The 25,733-nt window shown below is 61.2% G+C and carries 24 protein-coding genes and 2 pseudogenes; 20 read left to right on the top strand and 6 right to left on the bottom strand.

Going from position 1 to position 25,733, the window contains the following annotated elements; genetic code table 11:
- Positions 1-239 precede the first annotated feature (239 nt).
- The 3 genes from E3Z29_RS04630 to rpmE form a co-directional block, all read right to left on the bottom strand.
- Positions 240-1,508, bottom strand: a complete 1,269-nt coding sequence (locus E3Z29_RS04630; protein ID WP_003220889.1) for a malic enzyme-like NAD(P)-binding protein — start codon at positions 1,506-1,508, stop codon at positions 240-242.
- A gap of 182 nt (positions 1,509-1,690) precedes the next feature.
- Complete coding sequence (locus E3Z29_RS04625; protein WP_134787545.1) at positions 1,691-2,473, bottom strand: thermonuclease family protein; 783 nt, start codon at positions 2,471-2,473, stop codon at positions 1,691-1,693.
- A gap of 41 nt (positions 2,474-2,514) precedes the next feature.
- The gene (rpmE, locus tag E3Z29_RS04620; protein WP_007968345.1) at positions 2,515-2,730 is read right to left on the bottom strand and encodes a 50S ribosomal protein L31; all 216 of its coding nucleotides are present in this window, start codon (positions 2,728-2,730) and stop codon (positions 2,515-2,517) included.
- Between the two features lie 286 nt (positions 2,731-3,016).
- On the opposite strand from rpmE, the pseudogene E3Z29_RS04615 reads away from it, so the two are divergent.
- From E3Z29_RS04615 to E3Z29_RS04570, 10 genes and pseudogenes are all read left to right on the top strand, one after another.
- Positions 3,017-5,239 (top strand): annotated as a pseudogene (locus E3Z29_RS04615) (primosomal protein N').
- A gap of 239 nt (positions 5,240-5,478) precedes the next feature.
- Complete coding sequence (gene argS, locus E3Z29_RS04610; protein ID WP_098966806.1) at positions 5,479-7,215, top strand: arginine--tRNA ligase; 1,737 nt, start codon at positions 5,479-5,481, stop codon at positions 7,213-7,215.
- Between the two features lies 1 nt (position 7,216).
- On the top strand, positions 7,217-7,924 hold the full coding sequence (locus E3Z29_RS04605) for an SPOR domain-containing protein (RefSeq protein ID WP_041074932.1): 708 nt from the start codon (positions 7,217-7,219) through the stop codon (positions 7,922-7,924).
- Between the two features lie 289 nt (positions 7,925-8,213).
- Positions 8,214-8,744, top strand: coding sequence for an ATP-dependent protease subunit HslV (gene hslV, locus E3Z29_RS04600; RefSeq protein WP_007968352.1), 531 nt, complete (start codon positions 8,214-8,216; stop codon positions 8,742-8,744).
- A gap of 55 nt (positions 8,745-8,799) precedes the next feature.
- Entirely contained in the window at positions 8,800-10,137 is a 1,338-nt protein-coding gene (gene hslU, locus E3Z29_RS04595) for an ATP-dependent protease ATPase subunit HslU (protein WP_007968354.1), read from the top strand.
- Positions 10,138-10,290: 153 nt separating this feature from the next.
- Complete coding sequence (locus tag E3Z29_RS04590; protein ID WP_098966804.1) at positions 10,291-10,668, top strand: gamma-butyrobetaine hydroxylase-like domain-containing protein; 378 nt, start codon at positions 10,291-10,293, stop codon at positions 10,666-10,668.
- 257 nt (positions 10,669-10,925) lie between these two features.
- Positions 10,926-12,605 (top strand): class II poly(R)-hydroxyalkanoic acid synthase, encoded by a 1,680-nt coding sequence (gene phaC, locus E3Z29_RS04585; protein ID WP_027611304.1) that lies wholly within the window; start codon positions 10,926-10,928, stop codon positions 12,603-12,605.
- A 224-nt stretch (positions 12,606-12,829) separates the two neighbouring features.
- On the top strand, positions 12,830-13,684 hold the full coding sequence (phaZ, locus tag E3Z29_RS04580) for a poly(3-hydroxyalkanoate) depolymerase (protein ID WP_027611303.1): 855 nt from the start codon (positions 12,830-12,832) through the stop codon (positions 13,682-13,684).
- Between the two features lie 139 nt (positions 13,685-13,823).
- On the top strand, positions 13,824-15,506 hold the full coding sequence (gene phaC, locus E3Z29_RS04575; RefSeq protein WP_134785242.1) for a class II poly(R)-hydroxyalkanoic acid synthase: 1,683 nt from the start codon (positions 13,824-13,826) through the stop codon (positions 15,504-15,506).
- Between the two features lie 30 nt (positions 15,507-15,536).
- The gene (locus tag E3Z29_RS04570) at positions 15,537-16,157 is read left to right on the top strand and encodes a TetR/AcrR family transcriptional regulator (RefSeq protein WP_027611301.1); all 621 of its coding nucleotides are present in this window, start codon (positions 15,537-15,539) and stop codon (positions 16,155-16,157) included.
- Between the two features lie 256 nt (positions 16,158-16,413).
- Here E3Z29_RS04570 and E3Z29_RS04565 read toward each other — a convergent pair whose 3' ends face one another.
- The 3 genes from E3Z29_RS04565 to E3Z29_RS04555 all read right to left on the bottom strand — a co-directional run bounded on the left by E3Z29_RS04565 (position 16,414) and on the right by E3Z29_RS04555 (position 18,278).
- Positions 16,414-17,325: a phasin family protein gene (locus tag E3Z29_RS04565; RefSeq protein ID WP_098966799.1), complete on the bottom strand. Its 912-nt coding sequence runs from the start codon at positions 17,323-17,325 to the stop codon at positions 16,414-16,416.
- A 10-nt stretch (positions 17,326-17,335) separates the two neighbouring features.
- Complete coding sequence (locus E3Z29_RS04560) at positions 17,336-17,758, bottom strand: phasin family protein (RefSeq protein WP_027611299.1); 423 nt, start codon at positions 17,756-17,758, stop codon at positions 17,336-17,338.
- Between the two features lie 244 nt (positions 17,759-18,002).
- Positions 18,003-18,278 carry a polyhydroxyalkanoic acid system family protein gene (locus E3Z29_RS04555; RefSeq protein ID WP_003220859.1) on the bottom strand — a complete coding sequence of 92 codons (276 nt, stop codon included), beginning with the start codon at positions 18,276-18,278 and terminating at the stop codon, positions 18,003-18,005.
- A 154-nt stretch (positions 18,279-18,432) separates the two neighbouring features.
- On the opposite strand from E3Z29_RS04555, the gene ubiE reads away from it, so the two are divergent.
- The 10 genes and pseudogenes from ubiE to E3Z29_RS29875 form a co-directional block, all read left to right on the top strand.
- Positions 18,433-19,203 (top strand): bifunctional demethylmenaquinone methyltransferase/2-methoxy-6-polyprenyl-1,4-benzoquinol methylase UbiE, encoded by a 771-nt coding sequence (gene ubiE, locus E3Z29_RS04550; protein WP_007961779.1) that lies wholly within the window; start codon positions 18,433-18,435, stop codon positions 19,201-19,203.
- Positions 19,203-19,826 carry an SCP2 domain-containing protein gene (locus E3Z29_RS04545; RefSeq protein WP_134785241.1) on the top strand — a complete coding sequence of 208 codons (624 nt, stop codon included), beginning with the start codon at positions 19,203-19,205 and terminating at the stop codon, positions 19,824-19,826. Before ubiE ends, E3Z29_RS04545 begins: the two co-directional genes overlap by 1 nt.
- Positions 19,823-21,427 (top strand): ubiquinone biosynthesis regulatory protein kinase UbiB, encoded by a 1,605-nt coding sequence (gene ubiB / locus E3Z29_RS04540; protein ID WP_134785240.1) that lies wholly within the window; start codon positions 19,823-19,825, stop codon positions 21,425-21,427. The genes E3Z29_RS04545 and ubiB overlap by 4 nt, the downstream gene beginning before the upstream one ends.
- Positions 21,428-21,507: 80 nt before the next feature.
- Positions 21,508-21,909 (top strand): phosphoribosyl-AMP cyclohydrolase, encoded by a 402-nt coding sequence (gene hisI, locus E3Z29_RS04535; RefSeq protein ID WP_003220851.1) that lies wholly within the window; start codon positions 21,508-21,510, stop codon positions 21,907-21,909.
- The gene (locus E3Z29_RS04530; protein WP_007909355.1) at positions 21,902-22,234 is read left to right on the top strand and encodes a phosphoribosyl-ATP diphosphatase; all 333 of its coding nucleotides are present in this window, start codon (positions 21,902-21,904) and stop codon (positions 22,232-22,234) included. Before hisI ends, E3Z29_RS04530 begins: the two co-directional genes overlap by 8 nt.
- Positions 22,235-22,259: 25 nt before the next feature.
- A complete protein-coding gene (locus tag E3Z29_RS04525; protein ID WP_003220847.1) occupies positions 22,260-22,541 on the top strand; it encodes a twin-arginine translocase TatA/TatE family subunit in 282 nt (93 codons plus the stop codon).
- 9 nt (positions 22,542-22,550) lie between these two features.
- Positions 22,551-23,006 (top strand): Sec-independent protein translocase protein TatB, encoded by a 456-nt coding sequence (tatB, locus tag E3Z29_RS04520; protein ID WP_134785239.1) that lies wholly within the window; start codon positions 22,551-22,553, stop codon positions 23,004-23,006.
- On the top strand, positions 23,003-23,794 hold the full coding sequence (gene tatC / locus E3Z29_RS04515; protein ID WP_134785238.1) for a twin-arginine translocase subunit TatC: 792 nt from the start codon (positions 23,003-23,005) through the stop codon (positions 23,792-23,794). The genes tatB and tatC overlap by 4 nt, the downstream gene beginning before the upstream one ends.
- Positions 23,791-24,498 carry a 16S rRNA (uracil(1498)-N(3))-methyltransferase gene (locus tag E3Z29_RS04510; protein ID WP_134785237.1) on the top strand — a complete coding sequence of 236 codons (708 nt, stop codon included), beginning with the start codon at positions 23,791-23,793 and terminating at the stop codon, positions 24,496-24,498. Before tatC ends, E3Z29_RS04510 begins: the two co-directional genes overlap by 4 nt.
- A gap of 205 nt (positions 24,499-24,703) precedes the next feature.
- A pseudogene (locus E3Z29_RS29875) lies at positions 24,704-25,717 on the top strand (methyl-accepting chemotaxis protein); the annotation flags it as partial.
- Positions 25,718-25,733: the final 16 nt, after the last annotated feature.

The raw sequence follows: 25,733 nt of genomic DNA, 5'->3' as shown, positions 1-25,733 counted from the left end.
CCTTCGAAAGAAGTGCGGGGCTTTTTTATGCCTGTGATTTTTATGTTGTCTGGGCCGGCCTCTTCGCGAGCAAGCCCGCTCCCACAGTGACCGGGTTGTAGCCAGCATTTGCGCACACCACAAAACCTGTGGGAGCGGGCTTGCTCGCGAAGAGGCACCGAAGAACACCACAAATCACACAGGCACAAAAAAGCCCCGACTCTCACAAGCCGGGGCTTTCGTTGAAGCGCTACAACGGCTTAGCCGTTGAACACGTCATCCACGCTTTTCAGCGGGTAGTTCTTCGGATACGGCAGGGTCGCCACACCGGTCTCGATCGCGGCTTTGGCCACAGCGTCGGAGATCAGGGTGATCAGGCGCTTGTCCATTGGCTTCGGAATGATGTACTCACGGCCGAATTCCAGCGGCGCACCGCCGTAGGCGTCGCACACGTCCTGTGGCACTGGCAGTTTGGCCAGTTCGCGCAGAGCGTTGGCCGCAGCCACTTTCATTTCTTCGTTGATGCGCTTGGCGCGAACGTCCAGGGCACCACGGAAGATGAACGGGAAGCCCAGAACGTTGTTGACCTGGTTCGGGTAGTCGGAACGACCGGTGGCCATGATCACGTCGCTGCGAGTGGCGTGCGCCAGTTCCGGGGAGATTTCCGGATCCGGGTTCGAGCAGGCGAAGACGATCGGGTTGGCCGCCATCGACAGCAGACCTTCAGCGCTCAGCAGGTTCGGGCCGGACAGACCGACGAACACGTCAGCGCCTTTCAGAGCATCAGCCAGGCTGCGCTTGTCGGTGGCGTGAGCGAACACGGCTTTGTACTGGTTCAGGTCATCACGGCCGGAGTGGATCACGCCGGTACGGTCAACCATGAAGATGTTTTCGATTTTTGCGCCCATGCTCACCAGCAACTTCATGCAGGAGATGGCCGCAGCGCCGGCGCCGAGGCAGACGATTTTGGCTTCCGGCAGGGTTTTGCCGGCGATTTCCAGGGCGTTGATCATGCCCGCAGCGGTCACGATCGCGGTGCCGTGCTGGTCATCGTGGAATACCGGAATGTCGCACTGCTCGATCAGAGCACGTTCGATCTCAAAGCACTCAGGCGCCTTGATGTCTTCCAGGTTGATGCCACCGAAGGTGATGGAGATGCGTTTTACGGTGTCGATGAAGGCTTGCGGGCTTTCGGAGTCGACTTCGATGTCGAATACGTCGATGCCGGCGAAGCGTTTGAACAGTACACCTTTACCTTCCATCACTGGCTTGGAGGCCAGTGGGCCGAGGTTACCCAGGCCCAGAATCGCGGTGCCATCGGAAATGACTGCAACCAGGTTGCCCTTGCCGGTGTATTTGTAGGCCAGTTCAGGATCGCGGGCGATCTCACGCACTGGTTCAGCTACGCCGGGGCTGTAGGCCAGCGACAGGTCGCGGGCGGTAGCAGTGGCCTTGGTGAGCTCGACACTCAGCTTCCCTGGACGAGGATTGGCATGATATTCGAGAGCGGCAGTTTTCAGATCAGACATTTTGGCATTCCGCTTTTTACTGTTGGACAGACTGGTCAGCGAGGATACGCGCCTCGCAAAGTCCCCACAAGACTGAGCGGTCACCCCTGTCAAGCGCCCTGTCCTACGACTTTGGGCCAAGAGCCACGGCGCACAAGGGCTGGACTGTTCACAATCGACAGAAAAAATGTCTACAATTTTTTTCAGCGCGCGCTTTGCAGCATCGACGGATCGGTCAACGGCAGCAGCCAACGCGGCTGACCCGGTTTCAACCCGCCACGCCGCGAACGGTCGACGACCCAGCCGCGAGCCTCGATCTGTCTGCCCTGCAGCGCCTGCAACCGGGCGTTGTCGAATTGTCCGACCAGATTGGGTGCAACGCGCAGTACAACCGAGTCCTGCAACTCGATCCAGATTCCGCCGCGATTGCGTTGAACCTTGCTCACACGCCCACTGACCACGGCGAAACCCGAAGTGCGGATCTGCTCCGCTTTCAGTACAGGTGACTGGCGCCACAGGCCCCGACCGGCCTGCCGGGCGCTGCGTTCGGCCGCCTGCTGACAGGCCACAAGATCGACATTCGGTGCCACCGCCACCTGAAAACCGAGGCCGTCGGCGAGCATTTGCGCTTCAAGATTGGTGCCGTTGGTGCTGTAGACATGCGCGAGGGTGCGACCGTAATGGTCTTTGGCCTGCTTGCCGGGGAGCAGACCGACCCGACCGCCGCTGTCCGCCACCAGTACTTCAAGGCGTTTGCGCGCCGCCACGGCGAAGGGTTCGTCACTGCGGCCCTGCTTGCCCAGCTCCGGCGTGTTGAGACCGATCATCCGCACACTGCGCCCATCGCTCAGGCGTAGCGTGTCGCCATCGACCACGCGCTGGACGCTGACGCTGCTGAGGCCGGCAGGCGTGGGGCAAAATGCCTGGGCAGCGGACAGCCAAATCGCGGACACAAAAAAGGCGCCCACAAGGGACGCCTTTTTCATCAGCCTGGAGAAACCGTCGAAGTTTTCCAGAATGACCAATCTTACTTCTTGGCGCCGAAGGCACCGAAACGGTCGGCGAACTTCTGAACGCGGCCACCGGTGTCCAGAGTCTTCTGCTTACCGGTGTAGAACGGGTGGCACTCGTTGCAAACGTCGATCGCCAGGGCTTTGCCGAAGGTCGAACGGGTTTCGAACTTGTTGCCGCAGCTGCAGGTTACTGCAACTTCTGGGTAATTCGGGTGGATATCAGCTTTCATGATGTCTTCCTCAGCTAGCGTGCCGCCACCCAACACTATTGTTGAATACCGCACGTAATTAGGCCGCGGATTCTACCAGACAATGTCAATCGCGCAAGCTGTCCCTGAGACCGACCGTCTGCTAGGCTCCCGGGCTTGAACGCACTCCCCTGTGGGAGCGAGCTTGCTCGCGAATGCGTTGTGCCAGTTGATGACTTCGTGCCTGACACACCGCGTTCGCGAGCAAGCTCGCTCCCACAGTTGATCTGCGCCAAGCCTCCTTTTGTGTTGATAGAGATCCCCCCGCGTGCCCGACGCCATTCTGCGCCTCGCCCTGCCTTCGCCCCTGCGCCGCCTGTTCGACTATCGGGCCCCGGCCGGGGTGCTGCGCGCCCAGTTGCAGCCGGGCATGCGCCTGCGGGTGCCGTTCGGGCGGCGGGAGATGATCGGGATTCTGGTCGAGATCACCGATACCAGCGACGTGCCGCTGGAGAAACTCAAACCGGCGTTGGCCCTGCTCGATGCAGAGCCGCCGCTGCCGCCCGCACTGTTCAAGCTGTGCCTGTGGACGTCGCAGTATTACCAGCACAGCCTCGGCGACACCTTGAGCTGGGCGCTGCCGGTGCTGCTGCGTCAGGGCGAACTGGCCGAGGGCGCGACAGGAGCGCTTCTGGTCAGTCGCCCCCGGCGCCAGCCTCGATGATCCGCGCGTCGCCCGCGCGCCACGGCAACGGGAAGCACTGGCAACACTGGCGCAGCACCCGCACGGCGTGGCCCATCAGTTGTTGAGCAAGCTGATGCTGAGCAAGGACAGCCTCGACCTGCTGCTGGCCAAGGGTCTGGTGCAAGTAGAGATTCGTCGGCACGCCCCTGGCGTGCGCCATGAACATTGGTTGGCGCAACCGGAGTTGCCGCTGAACACCGAACAACGCGCCGCTTACGAAGCGATCCGTGCCGGGTTCGACAGTTATCACGCGTTTCTCTGCTGGCCGGCGTCACGGGCAGCGGCAAGACCGAAGTCTATTTGCAACTGATCCGCGAAACCCTCGAAGCAGGCAAGCAGGCGCTGGTGCTGATCCCGGAGATCAACCTCGGCCCGCAGACCCTGGCGCGTTTCGAACAGCGCTTCAACGCGCGCATCGCCCTGCTGCATTCGGCGGTCAACGACCGTGAGCGCCTCGACGCCTGGCTCGCTGCCCGCGACGGCGAGGCCGACATTATTATCGGCACTCGCTCGGCGCTGTTCACCCCGATGAAGAACCCGGGGCTGATCATCATCGACGAAGAGCACGACGGCTCCTATAAACAGCAGGAAGGCCTGCGCTACCACGCCCGGGATCTGGCACTGGTGCGCGCGCGACAGGAAAACATCCCGATCGTCCTCGGGTCCGCCACGCCTTCACTGGAAAGCCTGCACAACGCCTACACCGGTCGTTATGGCCTGCTGCGCCTCAACGAGCGGGCCGGCGGCGCCAGGCAACCACGTTTCCTGCGGCTGGACGTGAAAAGCCGTCCGCTGGACAGCGGCATTTCCGGGCCGATGCAACAAGCCATTGGCCAGACCCTCGCGGCCGGCCAGCAGGTGCTGGTGTTTCTCAACCGGCGCGGCTTTGCGCCGACGTTGCTGTGCCACGATTGCGGCTGGATGTCCGAGTGCTCACGCTGCGATGCGCGAATGACCGTGCACCAGCGCTACGGCGAACTGCGCTGCCACCACTGTGGCAACGTCGAGCGCACGCCGCGCCAATGCCCCAAGTGCAACAAAGTCGATCTGCGGCCGGTGGGCGCCGGCACCGAACGCGCCGAAGAACGCCTGGCGATTCTGTTCCCGGACTACCCGGTGCTGCGCGTCGACCGCGACAGCACTTCGCGCAAGGACGCGATGAATCAGCTGTTCGCGACCATTCAGAAGGGTCAGCCATGCATTCTGGTCGGCACCCAGATGTTGGCCAAGGGGCACCACTTCCCCCGGGTTACGCTGGTGTCGATTCTGGATGCCGACGGCGGACTGTTCTCCGGCGACTTCCGTGCCAGCGAGCGCATGGCGCAATTGATCGTGCAGGTCGCCGGGCGCGCCGGGCGGGCTGAGGAGCCGGGCAAGGTGATCATTCAGACCCACCTGGCCGACCATCCTTTATTGGTGCAACTGACCGAGCAGGGTTACTTCGCTTTCGCCGAGCAGGCCTTGAGCGAGCGCCGGGCTGCCGGACTGCCACCGTTTTCACACTTGGCCCTGTTGCGTGCCGAAGCGCACAAACCGGGGCAGGCCGAAGGTTTTCTCGATGAGGCATGCAGCGCGGCCGAACGCTTGCTGGTCGAGCAGAATCTGAGCGGCATCGAATTGCTCGGGCCGGTGCCGGCGCCGATGGAGCGCCGAGCCGGTCGCTATCGTGCACAGTTGTTGGTGCAGGCGACAGCGCGGACGCCGCTGCATCGGTTGCTCGCCAGCTGGTTGCTGGAATTAGAGCAGATGCCGAGCGGGCGCGCGGTGCGCTGGTCGCTGGATGTCGATCCCGTGGATCTGTATTGATCTGAAAATCGCCTTCGCGAGCAAGCCCGCTCCCACATTGGATCTGCGGCGTTCACAGATTATGTGTCTGACACCGATCCCCTGTGGGAGCGGGCTTGCTCGCGAATAGGCCCGAATTGTCACCACATATCCATAAGCTGCCTGCTAAGGTTGGCAAGCCCGTCTTCGCAACGGATAATGCCCAGTTTTTCCACCCGCGCATCGATGCGCCGCCGCGCTTGCGGTCGAAAGAGAAGACCATGAAAGACACCATTCGCCAGCTGATCCAACAAGCCCTCACCCAACTCGTCAACGAAGGTGTGTTGCCTGAAGGCCTGTCGCCGGCGATTCAGGTGGAGAACGCCCGCGACAAAACCCACGGCGACTTCGCCAGCAACATCGCCATGATGCTGGCCAAGCCTGCGGGCATGAAGCCGCGCGATCTGGCGGAGAAAATCATCGCTGCGCTGCCGGCCGACGAGAACGTCACCAAGGCCGAAATCGCCGGTCCGGGCTTCATCAATTTCTTCCAGAACACCCAGGCCCTCGCCTCGCGCCTCGACGCCGCTCTGGCCGACGCTAACGTTGGTGTGCGCAAGGCCGGCCCGGCGCAGCGCACCGTGGTCGACCTGTCGGCACCGAACCTGGCCAAAGAGATGCACGTCGGCCACTTGCGCTCGACGATCATCGGCGACGGCGTGGCCCGTGTTCTCGAGTTCCTCGGCGACGAAGTGATCCGCCAGAACCACGTGGGCGACTGGGGCACCCAGTTCGGCATGCTGATGGCGTATCTGCAGGAAAACCCGATCACCAGCGACGAGCTGTCCGATCTGGAAAACTTCTACCGCGCCGCCAAGCAGCGTTTCGACGAATCCGAAGAATTCGCCGACCGCGCCCGTGGTCTGGTGGTCAAGCTGCAGGCCGGCGATGCCGAGTGCCTGGCGCTGTGGACCAAGTTCAAGGACATCTCGCTGTCGCACTGCCAGAAGATCTACGAACTGCTCAACGTCAAACTGACCATGGCCGACGTGATGGGCGAAAGCGCCTACAACGACGACCTGATCAACGTGGTCAACGACCTCAAAGCCGCCGGCATGCTGGTCGAGAGCAACGGCGCCCAGTGCGTGTTCCTCGACGAGTTCAAGAACGCCGACGGCGATCCGCTGCCAGTGATCATCGTCAAGGCTGACGGCGGTTACCTGTACGCCACCACTGACCTGGCAGCCGTGCGCTACCGCAGTGGCAAGCTGAAAGCTGATCGCGCGCTGTACTTCGTCGACCAGCGTCAGGCCCTGCACTTCCAGCAAGTGTTCGCCGTGGCGCGCAAGGCCGGTTTCGTGACCCATCCGATGGAAATGGAGCACATGGGCTTCGGCACCATGAATGGCGCCGATGGCCGTCCGTTCAAGACCCGTGACGGCGGCACCGTGAAGCTGATCGATTTGCTGACCGAAGCCCAGGAACGTGCCTACAACCTGGTCAAAGAGAAAAACCCGACACTGGCCGAAGACGAACTGCGCAACATCGCCAAGGTTGTCGGCATCGGTGCGGTGAAATACGCCGACCTGTCCAAGCACCGCACCAGCGACTACAGCTTCAACTTCGACCTGATGCTGAATTTCGAAGGCAACACCGCGCCGTACCTGCTGTACGCCTACACCCGTGTCGCCGGTGTGTTCCGCAAACTGGGCAAGGACTTCAGCGAAGTCGATGGCCAGATCGTCCTCGAAGCCGCGCACGAGCAAGAGCTGGCGGCGAAGCTGGCGCAGTTCGGCGAAGTGCTGAACAACGTCGCGGAAAAAGGCACACCGCACATCCTCTGCACCTATCTGTATGACGTCGCCGGTCTGTTCTCCAGCTTCTACGAGAACTGCCCGATCCTCGCCGCCGAGACGCCGGTCCAGATGCAGAGCCGTCTGCGTCTGGCCGCGCTGACCGGTCGTACTCTCAAGCAAGGCCTGGAACTGTTGGGCCTGGAAACTCTGGAGCGCATGTAAGTTGGCTGCCAAGAAAAAACCTGCACCCAAGCGTGGCGCCAGCCGTTACCAAGCTCCTGCAAAGCAACCGATCCCGGGCTGGCTGTGGATGGCCATCGGCCTGACGGTCGGTGCGTTCATCGTGTTCCTGATGAAACTGGAGCCAGGCAAGGGCAGCGACACGGTCAAGCGCGAGAAAGTCGAGCAGGCGCAACAGCAGAAAGCGTCGAAAATCGCCGAGGCCAACAAGACCCCGCCGAGCCCGACGCAACCGGTGAAGCCGAAGTACGACTTCTACACGCTGCTGCCGGAATCGGAAGTGATCGTGCCGCCGGATGCCGTGCCGGAGAAAACCCTGCCGACGCCACAAGTGCCGACCACGCCGGTCACCCCGGCGGAAGCGGCGAAGATCGACACCGCGCGGGCGCAGGCTGCGCTGTCAGGTATTACCCCGCCGCCAGCGCCACCGGTGGCGAAAGCGGCGCCGGTGACCAAGTTCTTCCTCCAGGCCGGCTCGTTCCGCAAAGAGGCGGACGCGGACAAGGTGCGGGCGCAGATCATTCTGCTGGGCCAGGCTGTTTCGGTTGAGTCGGGCACGGTGAAGGATGAAACCTGGTACCGCGTATTGGTTGGCCCGTTCAGCAATCGCGAGCAACTGACCACCGCACAGAAACAATTGGCCGGCAGCGGCTTCAGCAACCTGTTGTTACAACAACGCCAGAGCCGCTGATTGCCCCCCCGTGGGCAGCCTCATTCCGAGGCTGCCCACAATCCCTGTGGTGAGGGGATTCATCCCCGACCGGCTGCGCAGCAGTCGTAAATCCAGCATGCGCGGTGTGCCAGACCGGCTGCAATCGCAGGTTTCAGGGCCGCTTCGCGCCCCATCGGGGATAAATCCCCTCGCCACAGTCATCAAACACCATTCGTCTCCCATTACCCTCCCCGGTTGAAATCCTCTCCAGCACCCCCATATGAATGGGCATAAGGCACTTTCGCCCCGCTGTGTGGAGACTCTTCCCTTGACCACCATCGTTTCAGTCCGCCGCCACGGCAAAGTCGTCATGGGCGGCGACGGCCAGGTTTCTCTCGGCAACACCGTGATGAAAGGCAACGCGAAGAAAGTTCGTCGCCTGTACCACGGCCAGGTCATCGCCGGTTTCGCCGGTGCCACCGCCGACGCCTTCACCCTGTTCGAACGTTTCGAAGGCCAGCTCGAGAAACATCAGGGCCATCTGATCCGCGCCGCTGTCGAACTCGCCAAAGAATGGCGCACCGACCGCTCCCTGAGCCGCCTCGAAGCCATGCTCGCGGTCGCCAACAAGGATGCCTCGCTGATCATCACCGGCAACGGTGACGTGGTCGAACCCGAAGACGGCCTGATTGCCATGGGTTCCGGCGGCGCCTACGCGCAAGCCGCAGCCAGCGCGCTGTTGAAAAAGACCGACCTGTCGGCCCGTGAGATCGTCGAAACTGCCCTCGGTATCGCCGGCGACATCTGTGTATTCACCAACCACACCCAGACCATTGAGGAGCAGGATCTCGCTGAATAAGCCTGACGCGGCCAAAGTGCCACGGCTTGTTTCTGCTTGAGGACCGTCAATTACTATGTCCATGACTCCCCGCGAAATCGTCCACGAACTCAACCGCCATATCATCGGCCAGGACGATGCCAAGCGCGCCGTCGCGATTGCCCTGCGCAACCGCTGGCGCCGCATGCAGCTGCCTGAAGAGCTGCGCGTTGAAGTGACCCCGAAGAACATTCTGATGATCGGCCCGACCGGTGTCGGTAAAACCGAGATCGCCCGTCGTCTGGCGAAACTGGCCAACGCGCCGTTCATCAAGGTCGAAGCGACCAAATTCACCGAAGTCGGCTACGTCGGCCGTGACGTCGAATCGATCATCCGTGATCTGGCCGACGCCGCGATCAAGATGCTCCGCGAGCAGGAAATGACCCGCGTGCGTCACCGTGCCGAAGACGCTGCCGAGGACCGCATCCTCGACGCGCTGCTGCCACCGGCGCGCATGGGCTTCAGCAATGAAGAAGCACCGAGCAGCGATTCCAACACCCGTCAGCTGTTCCGCAAGCGCCTGCGCGAAGGCCAGTTGGACGACAAGGAAATCGAGATCGAAGTCGCCGAAGTGGCCGGCATCGAAATCGCCACGCCGCCTGGCATGGAAGAGATGACCAGCCAGCTGCAGAACCTGTTCGCCAACATGGGCAAGGGCAAGAAGAAAGCTCGCAAGCTCAAGGTCAAAGAAGCGCTGAAACTGGTGCGCGACGAAGAGGCCGGGCGTCTGGTCAACGAAGAAGAGTTGAAGGCCAAGGCGCTGGAAGCGGTCGAGCAACACGGCATCGTGTTCATCGACGAAATCGACAAGGTCGCCAAACGCGGCAATGTCGGCGGCGCCGACGTGTCCCGTGAAGGCGTACAGCGCGATTTGCTGCCGCTGATCGAGGGCTGCACCGTCAACACCAAGCTGGGCATGGTCAAGACCGATCACATCCTGTTCATCGCCTCCGGTGCGTTCCACCTGAGCAAGCCGAGCGATCTGGTGCCGGAGCTGCAGGGCCGTCTGCCGATCCGTGTCGAGCTCAAGGCGCTGAGCCCGGAAGACTTCGAGCGCATCCTCAGCGAGCCGCACGCATCGCTCACCGAGCAATATTGCGCGCTGCTGAAAACCGAAGGCCTGAACATCCAGTTCCAGCCGGAAGGCATCAAGCGTCTGGCGGAGATCGCCTGGCAGGTCAACGAGAAAACCGAGAACATCGGTGCCCGTCGTCTGCACACGCTGCTTGAGCGTCTGCTGGAAGAGGTGTCGTTCAGTGCCGGCGACCTGGCCAGCGCGCATGACGACAAGCCGATCCTGATCGACGCTGCGTACGTCAACAGCCATCTGGGCGAATTGGCGCAGAACGAAGACCTGTCCCGTTATATCCTGTAAGCCATACTTACAGCGGTAGCGGACCCTGTGGGAGCGGGCTTGCTCGCGAAGAGGCCGTGCCAGTCGACAGCAATGTTGGCTGACATACCGCATTCGCGAGCAAGCCCGCTCCCACATTTGAATCAGGGTCGCCCACACAACGGACGCCAGACCATGACCTCAATCCCCACCGACATCAAACTGCACAAAGCCTCGAAAACCCTGACGCTCAAATACGCGTCCGGCGAGGAGTACACCCTGCCCGCCGAATTCCTGCGCGTGCATTCCCCTTCCGCCGAGGTCCAGGGCCACGGCAAACCGATCCTGCAATTCGGCAAGCTCAATGTCGGCCTCAGCGGCCTGGAACCGGCCGGTCAGTACGCACTGAAACTGACCTTCGACGACGGTCACGACAGCGGCTTGTTCACCTGGGAATATCTCTACGAGCTGGGGCGACGCCATGACGCACTCTGGGCCGATTATCTGGCCGAGCTCAAAGCGGCCGGGAAAACCCGCGATCCGGACGAGTCAATCGTCAAGCTGATGCTCTAGTCCGAGACTCTTGCTCTTTAGAGGGCATTTTCTAAATTCATCTGTTTGAATGCTCTGCTGTGTGGCCGAGGATCGGCCTGCTTGCGAAAAAAATTAAACTCGGGTAACCAATGGAGCTGGCAAGTTCCCTGCAGTGCTCTACGACTGTAAAGCAGCTATGCAGAATTAACGGTCACCCGAGCAGTAGTACCTGGCATTCGCTGTGGAACTGCACAGCAGAAACCGGGTACTCGTCTCAGGACAATGGAGCGTCGTAGATGAGTAACAAGAATAACGATGACCTGAAGTACCAAGCCTCGGAAAATACCCTGGGGCTTAATCCCGTCGTTGGGCTGCGCGGAAAGGATCTGCTGGCCTCTGCTCGAATGGTGCTGACCCAGGCCATCAAACAACCGATCCATAGCGTCAAGCACGTGACCCATTTCGGTCTCGAACTGAAGAACGTGCTGTTCGGCAAATCGGAACTGCAACCGGCCAGCGATGACCGTCGCTTCGCTGATCCGGCGTGGAGTCAGAACCCGCTCTACAAACGTTATCTGCAAACTTACCTGGCGTGGCGCAAGGAGCTCCATTCCTGGATCGACGACAGCAGCCTGTCACCCAAAGACATCGCGCGCGGCCACTTCGTGATCAACCTGATGACCGAAGCCATGGCCCCGACCAACACCGCCGCCAACCCGGCGGCGGTCAAACGCTTCTTCGAGACCGGCGGCAAAAGCCTGCTCGATGGCCTCTCGCATCTGGCCAAGGATCTGGTGCACAACGGCGGCATGCCGAGCCAGGTCAACATGGGCGCGTTCGAGGTCGGCAAGAGCCTTGGCGTGACCGAAGGCGCGGTGGTGTTTCGCAACGACGTGCTGGAGCTGATCCAGTACAAGCCGATCACCGAACAGGTCCATGAGCGGCCACTGCTCGTGGTGCCGCCACAGATCAACAAGTTCTACGTTTTCGATTTGAGCCCGGACAAGAGTCTGGCGCGCTTCTGCCTGCGTAATAACGTGCAGACTTTCATCGTCAGTTGGCGCAACCCGACCAAGGCCCAGCGCGAGTGGGGCCTGTCGACCTACATCGATGCGCTGAAAGAAGCAGTCGACGTGGTCACCGCAATCACCGGCAGCAAAGACGTGAACATGCTCGGCGCCTGCTCCGGTGGCATCACCTGCACCGCCCTGCTCGGCCACTACGCCGCCCTCGGCGAAAAGAAGGTCAACGCCCTGACCCTGCTGGTCAGCGTGCTCGATACCACCCTGGACAGCGACGTCGCCCTGTTCGTCGACGAGCAGACCCTCGAGACCGCCAAACGTCACTCATATCAGGCCGGCGTGCTCGAAGGCAAAGACATGGCCAAGGTCTTCGCGTGGATGCGCCCCAACGACCTGATCTGGAACTACTGGGTCAACAACTACCTGCTCGGTAACGAGCCGCCGGTGTTCGACATCCTGTTCTGGAACAACGACACCACCCGGTTGCCGGCCGCGTTTCACGGCGATCTGATCGAGATGTTCAAAAACAACCCACTGATCCGCCCCAATGCACTGGAAGTGTGCGGCACGCCGATCGACCTCAAGCAGGTCACCGCCGACATTTTCTCGCTGGCCGGTACCAACGACCACATCACCCCGTGGAAGTCCTGCTACAAGTCGGCGCAGCTGTTTGGCGGCAAGGTCGAGTTCGTGCTGTCGAGCAGCGGGCACATCCAGAGCATCCTGAACCCGCCGGGCAACCCGAAATCGCGCTATATGACCAGCGAAGGCATGGCCGCCAATGCCGACGAATGGCAAGAGAACTCGACCAAGCACACCGATTCCTGGTGGCTGTACTGGCAGGCGTGGCAGGCTGAACGCTCGGGTAATCTGAAAAAAGCACCAACCAAACTCGGCAACAAGGCGTACGCGCCAGGTGAAGCATCGCCGGGCACTTACGTTCATGAGCGGTAACTGACACACCTCATCCCCCTGTGGGAGCGGGCTTGTGGTGAGGGGATTCATCCCCGATGGGTCGCGCAGCGGCCCCAAAACCTGCAATCGCGGCAACTATGATTCTCCGCGTTTGATGGTGTGCGACTGCTTCGCAGTCGATCGGGGATAAATCCCCTCGCCACAATGCCCGCTCCCACAGGGGATTGGAGGTGATATTGAGATTGACCCACAGGGCCTGAAGCATGCCGCAACCGTTCATTTTCCGTACCGTCGATCTGGATGGGCAGACCCTCCGCACCGCGGTACGCCCCGGCAAGCCTCATTTGACGCCCTTGCTGATTTTCAACGGCATCGGTGCCAACCTGGAGCTGGTGTTTCCGTTCGTCGCGGCGCTGGACCCGGATCTGGAAGTGATCGCCTTCGACGTACCCGGTGTCGGCGGCTCGTCGACGCCCAACCGGCCTTATCGCTTTCCCGGGCTGGCGAAGCTGACGGCGCGGATGCTCGACTACCTCGACTACGGTCAGGTCAACGTGATCGGCGTGTCGTGGGGCGGCGCGCTGGCGCAGCAATTCGCCCACGACTACCCCGAACGCTGCAAGAAACTGGTGCTGGCAGCGACTGCGGCCGGCGCCTTCATGGTGCCGGGCAAGCCGAAAGTGCTGTGGATGATGGCCAGCCCCCGGCGCTACATCCAGCCGTCCCACGTGATCCGCATTGCGCCGTTGATTTACGGCGGCTCGTTCCGCCGCGACCCGACCCTGGCCGCCAGCCATGCGGCGAAAGTGCGTTCGGCGGGCAAGCTCGGTTACTACTGGCAGCTGTTCGCCGGCCTCGGCTGGACCAGCATTCACTGGCTGCACAAGATCCATCAGCCGACCCTGGTGCTGGCCGGCGACGACGATCCGCTGATCCCGCTGATCAACATGCGCATGCTCGCCTGGCGCATCCCCAACGCCCAGTTGCACATCATCGACGACGGTCATTTGTTCCTGATCACCCGCGCCGAAGCCGTGGCGCCGATCATCATGAAATTCCTTGAGGAGGAACGACAGCGCGCCGTGATGCACCCGCACCCGACCCCGCTGGGCGGATAAATCACGGCGGCAGGCTTTATGCAGGGTTTTGAACAAAGTGCGCGGCAGGAAGCCGCGCAGGCAGCAACCCGTAACAGCGACTATGGTGTTCTGGTTCGGTGAGTTTGTTTTTGACCTGAAGACGAAGGAGTGTTGAGTCATGCGCGACAAACCTGCGACGGGCGTAGTGCCCAGTCCCGCCGTGTTCATCAATGCACAAAGTGCAATGACCGGCCTGCGTGGGCGGGACTTGCTCTCGACCTTGCGCAGCGTCGCCGCCCACGGTCTGCGCAACCCGCTCCACAGTGCCAAACACGCGCTGAAACTCGGCGGCCAGCTCGGTCGCGTGCTGCTCGGTGAAACCCTGCACCCGACCAACCCGCAGGACGCGCGATTCGCCGATCCGGCGTGGAGCCTCAATCCGTTCTACCGGCGCAGCCTGCAGGCGTATCTGGCCTGGCAGAAACAGGTCAAGAGCTGGATCGATGAAAGCAGCATGAGCGAGGACGACCGCGCCCGCGCGCACTTCGCGTTCACCTTGCTCAACGATGCCGTCGCGCCCTCCAATACCTTGCTCAATCCGCTGGCGGTCAAGGAGCTGTTCAATTCCGGCGGCCAGAGTCTGGTGCGCGGCCTGAGCCATCTGTTCGATGATCTGCTGCACAACGATGGCCTGCCGCGTCAGGTCACCAAGCAGGCTTTCGAAGTCGGCAAGACCGTCGCCACCACCACCGGTGCGGTGGTGTTTCGCCACGAGCTGCTGGAGCTGATCCAGTACAAGCCGATGAGCGAAAGGCAGTACGCCAAGCCGCTGCTGGTGGTGCCGCCGCAAATCAACAAGTACTACATTTTCGACCTCAGCCCGCAGAACAGCTTTGTCCAGTACGCGCTGAAAAACGGCCTGCAGACCTTCATGATCAGTTGGCGCAACCCGGACGTACGCCACCGGGAATGGGGCCTCTCGACCTACGTCGAAGCGGTGGAAGAAGCGATGAACATCTGCCGGGCGATCACCGGCGCGCGCGAGGTGAATCTGATGGGTGCCTGCGCCGGTGGCCTGACCATCGCCGCGCTGCAGGGTCATCTGCAGGCGAAACGGCAACTGCGACGGATCTCCAGTGCGACCTATCTGGTCAGCCTGCTCGACAGTGAGATCGAGACCCCGACCACCCTGTTCGCCGACGAACAGACCATCGAAGCGGCCAAACGCCGCTCCTACCAGCGAGGCGTGCTCGACGGTCGCGACATGGCCAAGGTGTTTGCCTGGATGCGGCCCAACGATTTGATCTGGAGCTACTTCGTCAATAACTACCTGCTCGGCAAGGAGCCGCCGGCCTTCGACATTCTCTACTGGAACAACGACAACACCCGCCTGCCCGCCGCGTTCCACGGCGACCTGCTGGACTTCTTCAAGCACAACCCGCTGACCCACCCGGGTGGCCTGGAAGTCTGCGGTACGCCAATCGACCTGCAGAAAGTCACCGTCGACAGCTTCAGCGTGGCCGGCATGAACGACCACATCACGCCGTGGGACGCGGTGTACCGCTCGACCCTGCTGCTCGGTGGCGAGCGACGTTTCGTACTGTCCAACAGTGGTCATGTGCAAAGCATCCTCAACCCGCCGAGCAACCCGAAAGCCAATTACGTCGAGAACGGCAAGCTGAGCAGCGACCCGCGCGCCTGGTACTACGACGCCAAACGCGTTGACGGCAGTTGGTGGCCGCAGTGGCTGGAATGGATTCAGCAGCGCTCCGGCACGCAGCACGAAACCACGTTTACCCTCGGCAACCCGAACTATCCACCGATGGAGGCAGCACCCGGCACCTACGTGCATGTGCGCTGACGCTTAACCGAACTTTTCTAAGAAGACTGGATGAAAACCCGCGACCGGATTCTCGAATGTGCTCTGCAACTGTTCAACGAAAAGGGTGAGCCCAACGTCTCCACCATGGAAGTTGCCAACGAAATGGGGATCAGCCCCGGCAATCTCTACTACCACTTTCACGGCAAGGAGCCGTTGATTCTCGGCCTGTTCGAACGCTTCCAGAACGAACTGGCGCCGCTGCTCGATCCGCCATCGGATGCCGAGCTGGCGCCAGAGGATTACTGGCTGTTTCTGCACCTGATCGTCGAGCGCCTGGCGCAGTACCGGTTTCTGTTCCAGGACCTGTCGAACCTCGCCGGGCGCCTGCCGAAACTGGCCAAGGGCATCCGCAACCTGCTCAACGCGCTCAAGCGTACGCTGGCGTCCTTGCTGGCGCGGTTGAAGGCTTCGGGGCAACTGGTCAGTGATACCCAGGCATTGGGGCAACTGGTGGAGCAGATCACCCTGACCCTGCTGTTCTCGCTGGACTATCAGCGGATTCTCGATCGCGAGGGTGAGGTCAAACTGGTGGTGTACCAGATCATGATGCTGGTGGCGCCGCATCTGCTGCCGCCGGTGAAAGTGGCGACGGAGCGGATGGCCCTGCAATACCTCGAAGATCACGAATGAAATCAAGAGCCCCTCACCCTAACCCTCTCCCAGAGGGAGAGGGGACTGACCTTATTGTCTTACGCGATACGGCGACCTGAAGAATCCAGTCGATTATGGATTCAATACGACACTTTCAGGTCGGTGTAAGGCTGAAGCATCCCCGAATCGGCCCCCTCTCCCTCGGGGAGAGGGCTGGGGTGAGGGTAAGCTTTTAAAAGCACAAACAAAAACGCCCGACCTTCACAGGCCGGGCGTTTTGTTTTGCCCTGAAAAATCAGGACTGACTGGTTGGCGTCGACGGGGTCGATGCAGCAGTCGGGGTGGCTGCCGGAGTCGGTGCAGCGGCGGAGTTCGACGCGCTGGCCGGGGTTGCCGGGGTGGCTGGCTTGGCTGCTGCGGGTGCAGCTGGCTTCGGAGCAGCGGCCTTCGGCGCGGCCGGTTTTTTCACTGCCGGTTTTTTCGCCGCAGCCGGTTTGGCCGCAGGTTTGGCAGCCGGTTTCGCGGCAGCGGTTTTCGCTGCTGGCTTGGCGGCTGGTTTGGCCGCGGACTTGGCCGCAGGTTTCGCAGCCGCTTTGGCAGCAACCGGTTTCGCGGCAGCCTTGGCGGCTGGTTTGGCAGCGGCCGTTTTAGCAGCAGGCTTGGCGGCAGCGGTTTTTGCCGCTGGCTTGGCCGCAGCTTTGGCAGCTGGTTTCGCAGCCGCTTTAGCCAGTGGCTTGGCGGCGGTTTTGGCTGCCGGTTTGGCCGCTGCGGTTTTCGCCGCGACCGGTTGGGTTTTCAGACCGGTGAGTTTCTCGATCTGCTTGGTCAAGGTCTCGACCTTGCTGTGCAGCGCTTTGACTTCATTGCGGCTAGGCACACCCAGGCGCGAAATCGCGCTGTTCAGGCGCTTGTCGAAAGCCCCTTCCAGCTCGTCCCACTTGCCCAGTGCGCGATCTTTCACGCCGCTGATGCGCGACTTGGCCGAAGAAGCGGAATCCTTGGCGGCATCGACTTTCTTGCCGACTGCCGACTTGGTGAGCTTCTCGGCTTTCTCGCCGTCTTTGACCAGTGACTCGAAGAGCTTGCTGCCGTCAGTGTCGATCTTCGAGTACACGCCTAAACCAGCCAGCCAGATTTTGCGGGAGTAGTCTTCGACTTTCCCAATCCACGAGCTGCCTTCTTTATCGGTGTTCTTTTTACCAGCCATCCCGTTCTCCTTAAGATTTACGCGCGACGCGTTCGAGCAATGCCGTCAGCTCATCGAGCTTAGCAGAGAGTGTCTCAACGTCATGTTTAGACGGAATGCCGATACGATTCAAGGCGCTTGCTACACGGGAGTCGAACGCCTTCTCGACCTTGTCGAGCTGAACTTCGACGCGACCTTTGAACGAGCTGACCTCATCCTTGGCTTCGTCGATCTCGGCATTGGCGGCTTCGAGTTTTTCGGTGACGACTCTTTTGCCTTTCTTTTCAACAGTTTGACCAGCCTTGATCAGCTCTTGAAAGTAGTCGCTGCCCTCTTGGCCGACCTTGGTGTAGGCACCCAGGCCTGCCAGCCAGATCTTGCGGGCATAGGATTTGACGTCGCTCAGAGCAGAAGTCGAAGCGTCGATTTTTTTCTTCAGAATGACTTTGGCCATGGTGCACCTCACGCGCAGAAGGTTTGAGGAACTGCCCGCAGATGTGTCGGGCTCAGGCACAAAGTAGGGAGAAAAATTAGAAACGGCACCCTAACAACTGACATAAACAGCGGGAGCACCACCAAACAAATGTGGGAGCGGGCTTGCTCGCGAATGCGATGTACCAGTCACGAGAAATGTCGACTGTTGCACCGCATTCGCGAGCAAGCCCGCTCCCACAGGAAAATTTCATTTCCGGCAGAAATCAGACCAGCGCTTTGTCCAGCGCCTTCTCGATCTCGGCTTTGATCATGCCGCTCATGGCCGACATCATGATGCCCAGTTCCACGTCGACACGGATCGAGTCGTCGGCCACATGCACCGCGCCTTTCACGCCCGAGCGCTTGAGGTTCAGGGTGTCGCCCGACCACTGCGGCTCCAGGCCATATTGATCGGAGAGTTTCTGCGCCAGCTTGTCGGCCTTCTCGCGGGCGGCTTCCTTGCCCAGGCTGTGGGCACGCTCAACACTGATTTTGGCCATCGAATGACTCCTGCTTGATGAATAGGTGACGGTAAATCTTGACCGCGTCTGCGGCAAATCGTCCCGAAGGTCGCCCATCTTACCTTTAGCCATTCCAAGACAAAGCATGGCTTGGGGATTAGAATGTCGCGCATTCTCTTTTGGTGACAGCGATATGACTGATCAGCGCAAAGGCAGCGATGCCGAACCCACCACTCACTTCGGTTTCAAAAACGTTCCGGAAAGCCAGAAAGCGGAAAAAGTCGCTGAGGTGTTCCACTCCGTAGCCGCGAAGTACGACCTGATGAACGACCTTCTGTCGGGCGGCATGCACCGCCTGTGGAAGCGTTTCGCGATCGAACTGTCTGGCGTGCGTGCAGGCAACCGCGTGCTCGACATCGCCGGCGGCACCGGTGATCTGACCAAAAAATTCTCGCACCTGGTTGGCCCGACCGGTCAGGTGGTATTGGCCGACATCAACGAATCGATGCTCAAGGTCGGCCGTGACCGTCTGCTGGATCTGGGTGTGTCGGGCAACGTCGAATTCGTTCAGGCGGACGCGGAAAAACTGCCGTTCCCGGACAACCATTTCGACTGCGTGACCATCGCCTTCGGCCTGCGCAACGTGACGCACAAAGAAGACGCCCTGCGCTCGATGCTGCGCGTGCTCAAGCCCGGCGGCCGCTTGCTGGTGCTGGAGTTCTCCAAGCCGACCAACGCGCTGATGTCGAAAGCCTACGACGCCTACTCGTTCGCCTTCATGCCGCTGATGGGCAAGCTGATCACCAACGATTCGGAAAGCTATCGCTACCTGGCCGAATCGATCCGCATGCACCCGAATCAGGAAACCCTGAAGTCGATGATGGTCGACGCCGGTTTCGACCGCGTGACCTATCACAACATGACCGCAGGCATCGTCGCCCTGCACCGCGGCATCAAGCCCTGATGTTGCTCACCGGGCTGCTCGCCAGCGTCGAACTCGGCCTCAACCGGGTGCTGCGTCTCGACAGCACGGCGCTGCCGCGGCTGGCGCATCTGACCGGCAAAGTGATTGCCGTCGATTGCCGCAGCCCGGCGCTGCAACTGTTCATCCTGCCCAGCGATGAGGGCCTGATGCTCGCCTCGAACTGGGAAACCGGCGTCGACTGCACGCTGCGCGCCCCGGCCTCGAGCCTGGTGAAACTGGCCGTGAGCAAAGACAAGACCGCGGTGCTGCACGCCCCGGAGGTCGAGCTCGACGGTGACAGCGGCGTGCTGCTGGAACTGGCCGGGGTGCTGCAGGACCTCGAGCTGGACTGGGAGTACGAACTCTCGCGCTGGCTCGGACCGGTCGCCACGCAACTGATTGGCGGTCACCTGCGCAGCCGCGCACGCTGGTATCAACAAGGATTTGCCAGCCTCAACCAGAACCTCGCCGAATACCTCGCCGAAGAATCACGCACCCTCGTCGGGCAGCGCGAAGCCGAAGCGCGATTCAGCGAACTGGACCGGATCAAACTTGATCTGGAACGTCTCGAGGCGCGTTTCGAGCGCCTTTCCCGATCCCTCGACCCAAGCGATAACGCATGAAGCTGCTTGCCGTCCGCCGTCTGTTGCGCATCCAGCGCGTCGTGATCCGCTACCGCCTCGATGACCTGCTGTTCGAGCTGCCGCTGCCCTGGTTTCTCCTGGCGCTGCGCTATGTGCTGCCGTGGCGCTGGTTCCCGCGCAAACCGCTGGAGCTGAGCCGTGGCGCGCGCCTGCGCCTGGCGCTGCAGGATCTGGGGCCGATTTTCATCAAGTTCGGACAGATTCTCTCGACCCGCCGCGACCTGCTGCCGGAAGACATCGCTGACGAGCTGATGCTGCTGCAGGACCGTGTGCCGCCGTTCGATTCGCAGCTGTCGATCAAGCTGATCGAAGAACAGCTGGGCAAGAAGATCAGCGAAGTGTTCAGCCGTTTCGACGTCGAACCGCTGGCCTCGGCCTCGGTGGCGCAGGTGCATGCCGCACAACTGAAGACCGGCGAAGAAGTGGTGGTCAAGGTGATCCGTCCGGGCCTGAAACCGGTGATCGCCCAGGATCTGGCGTGGCTGTTCATCCTCGCCCGCGCCGCCGAAAAAGTCTCCGCCGACGCCCGCCTGCTGCACCCGGTGGACGTGGTGCAGGACTACGAAAAAACCATCTACGACGAACTCGACCTGCTGCGCGAGGCGGCCAACGCCAGCCAGTTGAAGCGCAACTTCGAAGGCTCGCCGCTGCTCTACGTGCCGCAAGTCTATTGGGACTGGTGCCGGCCGAAAGTGCTGGTGATGGAGCGCATCTACGGGATTCAGGTGACGGATCTGGCGACCCTCGCCGACCAGCGCACCGACATGAAAATGCTCGCCGAGCGCGGCGTGGAGATCTTCTTCACCCAGGTGTTCCGTGACAGTTTCTTCCACGCCGACATGCACCCGGGCAACATCTTCGTCAGCACCGTCAATCCGTGGAGCCCGCAGTACATCGCGATCGACTGCGGTATCGTCGGCAGCCTGACCCCGGAAGACCAGGACTACCTGGCACGCAACCTGTTCGCTTTCTTCAAGCGCGATTACCGCCGTGTGGCGCAGTTGCATATCGATTCGGGCTGGGTGCCGGCGGAAACCAAACTCAACGAATTCGAAGCGGCGATCCGCACCGTATGCGAACCGATCTTCGAAAAACCGTTAAAAGATATTTCATTTGGCCAGGTGCTGATGCGCCTGTTCCAGACTGCGCGGCGCTTCAACATGGAAGTGCAGCCGCAACTGGTTCTGCTGCAGAAGACTCTGTTGAACATCGAGGGCCTTGGCCGTCAGCTGTACCCGGATCTGGATCTGTGGAACACCGCGCAGCCGTTCCTCGAACGCTGGATGCGCGAGCGCGTCAGCCCGAAAGCCTTGCTCGGCAACGTGCAGAGCCAGTTCGAACAGCTGCCGCACCTGGCCAACATGGCCCGCGACCTGCTCGAACGCATGTCGCAACCGCACGCCTACGACCCGCCGCCACCGTGGCACAAACGCAAGGACGACTGGTTCCTGCGCCTGCTCGGTTGCGCACATCTGGCCGGCGGCACGATCCTCGCCGCGGGTGGCCCGCTGCACGAACTGGGGCATTGGCCGGCGGGCATCATGGTGGCAGTCGGCTTGTATCTGGTCGTTCGCCGATAGCCAGTTCGCTGATCGGCTGGCACACTGTTTCAACGCCTGAACCTGACAATTGAAGTGCGGGTTCGCTGTCGGAGTCGAAGATGAAAAACTGGCTGGACGAGATCAAGTGGGACGCCGATGGCCTGGTGCCGGCGATTGCCCAGGATCACAAGACCGGGCGCGTGCTGATGATGGCCTGGATGAACCGCGAAGCGCTGGAACTGACCGCTGCGGAAAACCGTGCAATCTACTGGTCACGTTCCCGTGGCAAGCTGTGGCGCAAGGGCGAAGAGTCCGGCCACGTACAGACCCTGCATGAAATGCGCCTGGACTGTGATGCCGACGTGATCATCCTGATGGTCGAACAGATCGGCGACATCGCTTGCCATACCGGCCGTCAAAGCTGCTTTTACCGCGTCTACGAAAACGGCGACTGGAAGACAGTCGACCCGGTTCTGAAAGACCCGCACGCTATCTATTCCGCAGGACACAAACATGAGTGACACCCTGACTCGCCTGGCCGAAGTGCTCGAAGAGCGAAAAGGCGCAGCGGCCGACAGCTCATATGTAGCTAGTCTGTATCACAAAGGCCTGAACAAGATTCTGGAGAAAGTCGGCGAAGAGTCGGTCGAAACCATTATTGCCGCCAAGGACGCTGCCATCAGCGGTGACTGCAGCGATGTGATCTACGAGACTGCCGACCTGTGGTTCCACAGCATGGTCATGCTCGCCCAACTGGGGCAGCATCCGCAGGCCGTGCTGGATGAACTGGATCGTCGCTTCGGTCTGTCCGGACACGTCGAGAAAGCCTCGCGTCCGTCCGCCTGAACAATTTTTAGAGAGGAACAGCAACATGGGCATTTTTGACTGGAAACACTGGATCGTCATTCTGGTAGTCGTGGTGCTGGTGTTCGGCACCAAGAAACTGAAAAACCTCGGCACCGACGTCGGCGAGTCGATCAAGGGCTTCCGTAAAGCCATGAACGATGACGAAAAACCGGCCGCCGATCCGACCGTAACGCCTGCGCAGCCCGTTCCACCGGTGCAGCCGCAGGCCACCGCTCAGGCCAACCCGCCGCACACCATCGACGTGCAGGCGCAGAAAGTCGAAGAGCCGATCCGCAAAGACGTGTGAGACTGACAAATGTTTGGTATCAGCTTCTCTGAACTGCTGCTCGTCGGCCTCGTCGCCCTGCTGGTGCTGGGCCCCGAGCGTCTGCCGGGCGCTGCGCGCACCGCCGGCCTGTGGGTCGGCCGGCTGAAGCGCAGCTTCAACGCGATCAAACAGGAAGTTGAACGTGAAATCGGTGCCGACGAGATCCGTCGGCAACTGCACAACGAGCACATTCTGTCGCTGGAGCAGGAGGCGCGGAAGATTTTCACGCCGGTTCAGCAGGAGCCGACGCCGGTTGAGCATGTGGGTGAGCAGACGATTCACAGCCCTGCTGCCGCGACGGCGCCACCAGCACCTGCTGCCGTTGTAGCTCCGACAGAAACGGCGCAAGCCGCCGTGGAACCATCTGTTGAACACGTTGCGCCAAACGCCGCGCCGATTACACCCGCGCCTCACGACCCAACACTGCCGCCGCGAGCCCCATGAGCGATCTCCCTGAAAACGACCAGCACATGCCGCTGGTATCGCACCTCACCGAGTTGCGCACCCGCCTGCTGCGTTGTGTGGCGGCGGTGTTCATCATCTTCGCCGGGTTGTTCGCCTTCACCCAGCAGATCTACACCTTCGTCTCGACGCCGCTGCGCCAGTACCTGCCGGTCGGCGCGACGATGATCGCCACGGATGTGTCGTCGCCGTTCCTGACGCCGCTGAAGCTGACGATGATGGTCTCGCTGTTCCTCGCGATTCCGGTGATCCTGCATCAGATCTGGGGCTTCATCGCGCCGGGCCTGTACAAGCATGAGAAGCGCATCGCCGTGCCGCTGCTGGTGTCGAGCATCCTGCTGTTCTACACCGGTATGGCGTTCGCCTATTACTTCGTGTTCCCGCTGATCTTCAAGTTCTTCGCCGCCGCCACCCCGGCCGGCGTGGAAATGATGACCGACATCACCAGTTACCTCGACTTCGTGATGACGCTGTTCTTCGCCTTTGGCGTCGCGTTCGAAATTCCGGTGGCCGTGGTGCTGCTGGTGTGGATCGGCGTGGTCGACGTCAAATACCTGAAGAAGATCCGCCCGTACGTGATCATCGGCTGCTTCGTAGTCGGCATGATCCTCACCCCGCCGGACATCTTCTCGCAGACCCTGCTGGCGGTACCGATGTGGATGCTGTTTGAAATCGGCATTCTGTTCGGCGGCCTGATCAGCAAGCGCGAACGCCCGGACGAAAACCCGGCCGATGATCACAACGACCAGCCGCCAGCGACCCAGGCATGAACCTGCTGTTGCTCGAAGAGGCCGACTTCATCGCGGCCGACCGCGTCGTGCTGCGTGACCGGCGCCTGACCCACATGCAGGAAGTTCATCGCTCGGAAGTCGGGGACAGCCTGCGCGTGGGGCGCATCAACGGACTGATGGGTTCGGCTGAACTGCTGCGCCTCGAGGCTGGCGAGGCCGAGTTGCGCGTCATCCTCGATCAACCACCGCCGGCCAAGCTGCCGCTGACCCTGGTGCTGGCCCTGCCCCGCCCGAAAATGCTGCGACGGGTGTTCCAGACCGTAGCGACCATGGGCGTGTCGAAGGTGATTCTGGTCAACAGCTACCGGGTCGAGAAGAGCTTCTGGCAGACGCCGTTTCTCGAGCCGGAAGCGATTCGCGAGAACCTGATCCTCGGCCTCGAACAGGCCCGCGATACCGTGCTGCCGGAGATCATCATCGAGAAACGCTTCAAACCGTTCGTCGAAGATCGTCTGCCAGCGATCAGCGAAGGCACCCTCGGCCTGGTCGGCCATCCCGGCAATTACCCGCCGTGCCCACGTGCGTTGAGCGAACCGGTAACGCTGGCGATCGGCCCCGAAGGTGGCTGGATTCCCTACGAAATCGACCTGCTGGGCAAATCCGGCCTGCAACCGGTGCAACTGGGCGAACGTATCCTGCGCGTCGAAACCGCCGTCACCGCCCTGCTCGCCCGCCTGTTCTGACACACCGCTCCCCCTGTAGGAGCTGCCGCAGGCTGCGATCTTTTGATTTTGTTTTTTAACAGCAAGATCAAAAGATCGCAGCCTCGTTGCACTCGTCAGCTCCTACAGGAATCCGGGGTTGGCATTCAAATCGGGTTACAGATTGCCATCACCCCGCCGATACAGTCCCCATAAGTCCAATTAGTGGTCCGAGGGGAGTCGTCGCATGTACCGTTGGTTAGCCGAGAATCTTGGGAACGTCAGCGTCAAACGCAAACTGGGCATCGGTTTCGGCCTGGTGCTGTTGCTCACCCTGCTGATTACCTTTACCGGCTGGACCGGCATGGGCGGCATTATCAGCCGTGGCGACAAGCTCGGCTTCATCTCCAGCCTCAATGAACTGACCAAGGACCTGCGCCTGGCGCGTCTGGACTATGAAGCGCGTCGCGGCGAACAAGGCCCGGGCGCGGTCAACGAGTTGCTGGCCAAACTCGCCAGCGGCTTGCAAACCGCGCGTGACCTGATCGAGCAGCCCTCAGATGCGGCCATGGTCGATCAGCAACTGGCCGCTGTCGCCGAGTACAAACGTGCCTTCGCCGACATGACGCAGGCCACCGTGCAGCGTGAGGACGCACGCAGCAAGCTCGGCGCCAGTGCCGACAATGCCGTGGCCAAAGTCTCGGAAGTCGAGAAATCCATGCTGCAGGGTGACAGCGTCGCGCAATTCAACAGCGTGATCGAACTGAGCAAACTGTTGCAGCAAGCGCGCTATCAGGTGCGCGGCTACACCTACAGCGGCAAGGCCGAGGCGGAGCAGCCCGCGCTGGACGCCATCGACAATGCACTGAAAAACCTCGACAGCCTGCCGGCGAAACTGCCCGAACAGCACATCGCCAACCTGCAACAGGCCACCGACTCGATCAAGGCTTATCGCGCGGCGGTCGCTCAGTTCCGCGACTCGCAGGTGAACAATGCCAAGGCCGGGGCAACCATGACGGAGCAGGGCGACATCCTCCTCGACCTCAGCAAGAAGCTCACCGAATCACAAACCGTGGTGCGCGATACCGATGCCGCGCACGCCAAGAACCTGCTGATCATCGCCACCCTGCTGGCCGTGGCCTTCGGTTTGCTGGCCGCGTGGGCGATCACCCGGCAGATCATCATTCCGCTGAATCAAACCCTGAAGGTCGCCGAGCGCGTGGCTGCCGGCGACTTGACCCACAACCTGGTGTCGCAGCGTCGCGACGAACTCGGCC

This window comes from Pseudomonas sp. S150, from assembly GCF_004526365.1.
In the GTDB taxonomy this organism is placed as follows: Bacteria; Pseudomonadota; Gammaproteobacteria; order Pseudomonadales; family Pseudomonadaceae; genus Aquipseudomonas; species Aquipseudomonas putida_A.
Note: the sequence above shows the minus strand (reverse complement) of the source record. Positions and strands in the feature narration are given on the sequence as shown.

Coding starts and splice junctions, on each gene's coding strand:
- tatC (WP_134785238.1), top strand. CDS start 23,003: ATGAGCGATCTCCCTGAAAACGACCAGCACATGCCGCTGGTATCGCAC.
- E3Z29_RS04625 (WP_134787545.1), bottom strand. CDS start 2,473: ATGAAAAAGGCGTCCCTTGTGGGCGCCTTTTTTGTGTCCGCGATTTGG.
- E3Z29_RS04555 (WP_003220859.1), bottom strand. CDS start 18,278: ATGGCCAAAATCAGTGTTGAGCGTGCCCACAGCCTGGGCAAGGAAGCC.
- E3Z29_RS04525 (WP_003220847.1), top strand. CDS start 22,260: ATGGGCATTTTTGACTGGAAACACTGGATCGTCATTCTGGTAGTCGTG.
- phaC (WP_027611304.1), top strand. CDS start 10,926: ATGAGTAACAAGAATAACGATGACCTGAAGTACCAAGCCTCGGAAAAT.
- E3Z29_RS04560 (WP_027611299.1), bottom strand. CDS start 17,758: ATGGCCAAAGTCATTCTGAAGAAAAAAATCGACGCTTCGACTTCTGCT.
- hslU (WP_007968354.1), top strand. CDS start 8,800: ATGTCCATGACTCCCCGCGAAATCGTCCACGAACTCAACCGCCATATC.
- phaC (WP_134785242.1), top strand. CDS start 13,824: ATGCGCGACAAACCTGCGACGGGCGTAGTGCCCAGTCCCGCCGTGTTC.
- E3Z29_RS04570 (WP_027611301.1), top strand. CDS start 15,537: ATGAAAACCCGCGACCGGATTCTCGAATGTGCTCTGCAACTGTTCAAC.
- ubiB (WP_134785240.1), top strand. CDS start 19,823: ATGAAGCTGCTTGCCGTCCGCCGTCTGTTGCGCATCCAGCGCGTCGTG.
- E3Z29_RS04565 (WP_098966799.1), bottom strand. CDS start 17,325: ATGGCTGGTAAAAAGAACACCGATAAAGAAGGCAGCTCGTGGATTGGG.
- phaZ (WP_027611303.1), top strand. CDS start 12,830: ATGCCGCAACCGTTCATTTTCCGTACCGTCGATCTGGATGGGCAGACC.
- hisI (WP_003220851.1), top strand. CDS start 21,508: ATGAAAAACTGGCTGGACGAGATCAAGTGGGACGCCGATGGCCTGGTG.
- E3Z29_RS04510 (WP_134785237.1), top strand. CDS start 23,791: ATGAACCTGCTGTTGCTCGAAGAGGCCGACTTCATCGCGGCCGACCGC.
- rpmE (WP_007968345.1), bottom strand. CDS start 2,730: ATGAAAGCTGATATCCACCCGAATTACCCAGAAGTTGCAGTAACCTGC.
- argS (WP_098966806.1), top strand. CDS start 5,479: ATGAAAGACACCATTCGCCAGCTGATCCAACAAGCCCTCACCCAACTC.
- E3Z29_RS04545 (WP_134785241.1), top strand. CDS start 19,203: ATGTTGCTCACCGGGCTGCTCGCCAGCGTCGAACTCGGCCTCAACCGG.
- E3Z29_RS04630 (WP_003220889.1), bottom strand. CDS start 1,508: ATGTCTGATCTGAAAACTGCCGCTCTCGAATATCATGCCAATCCTCGT.
- E3Z29_RS04530 (WP_007909355.1), top strand. CDS start 21,902: ATGAGTGACACCCTGACTCGCCTGGCCGAAGTGCTCGAAGAGCGAAAA.
- tatB (WP_134785239.1), top strand. CDS start 22,551: ATGTTTGGTATCAGCTTCTCTGAACTGCTGCTCGTCGGCCTCGTCGCC.
- E3Z29_RS04590 (WP_098966804.1), top strand. CDS start 10,291: ATGACCTCAATCCCCACCGACATCAAACTGCACAAAGCCTCGAAAACC.
- ubiE (WP_007961779.1), top strand. CDS start 18,433: ATGACTGATCAGCGCAAAGGCAGCGATGCCGAACCCACCACTCACTTC.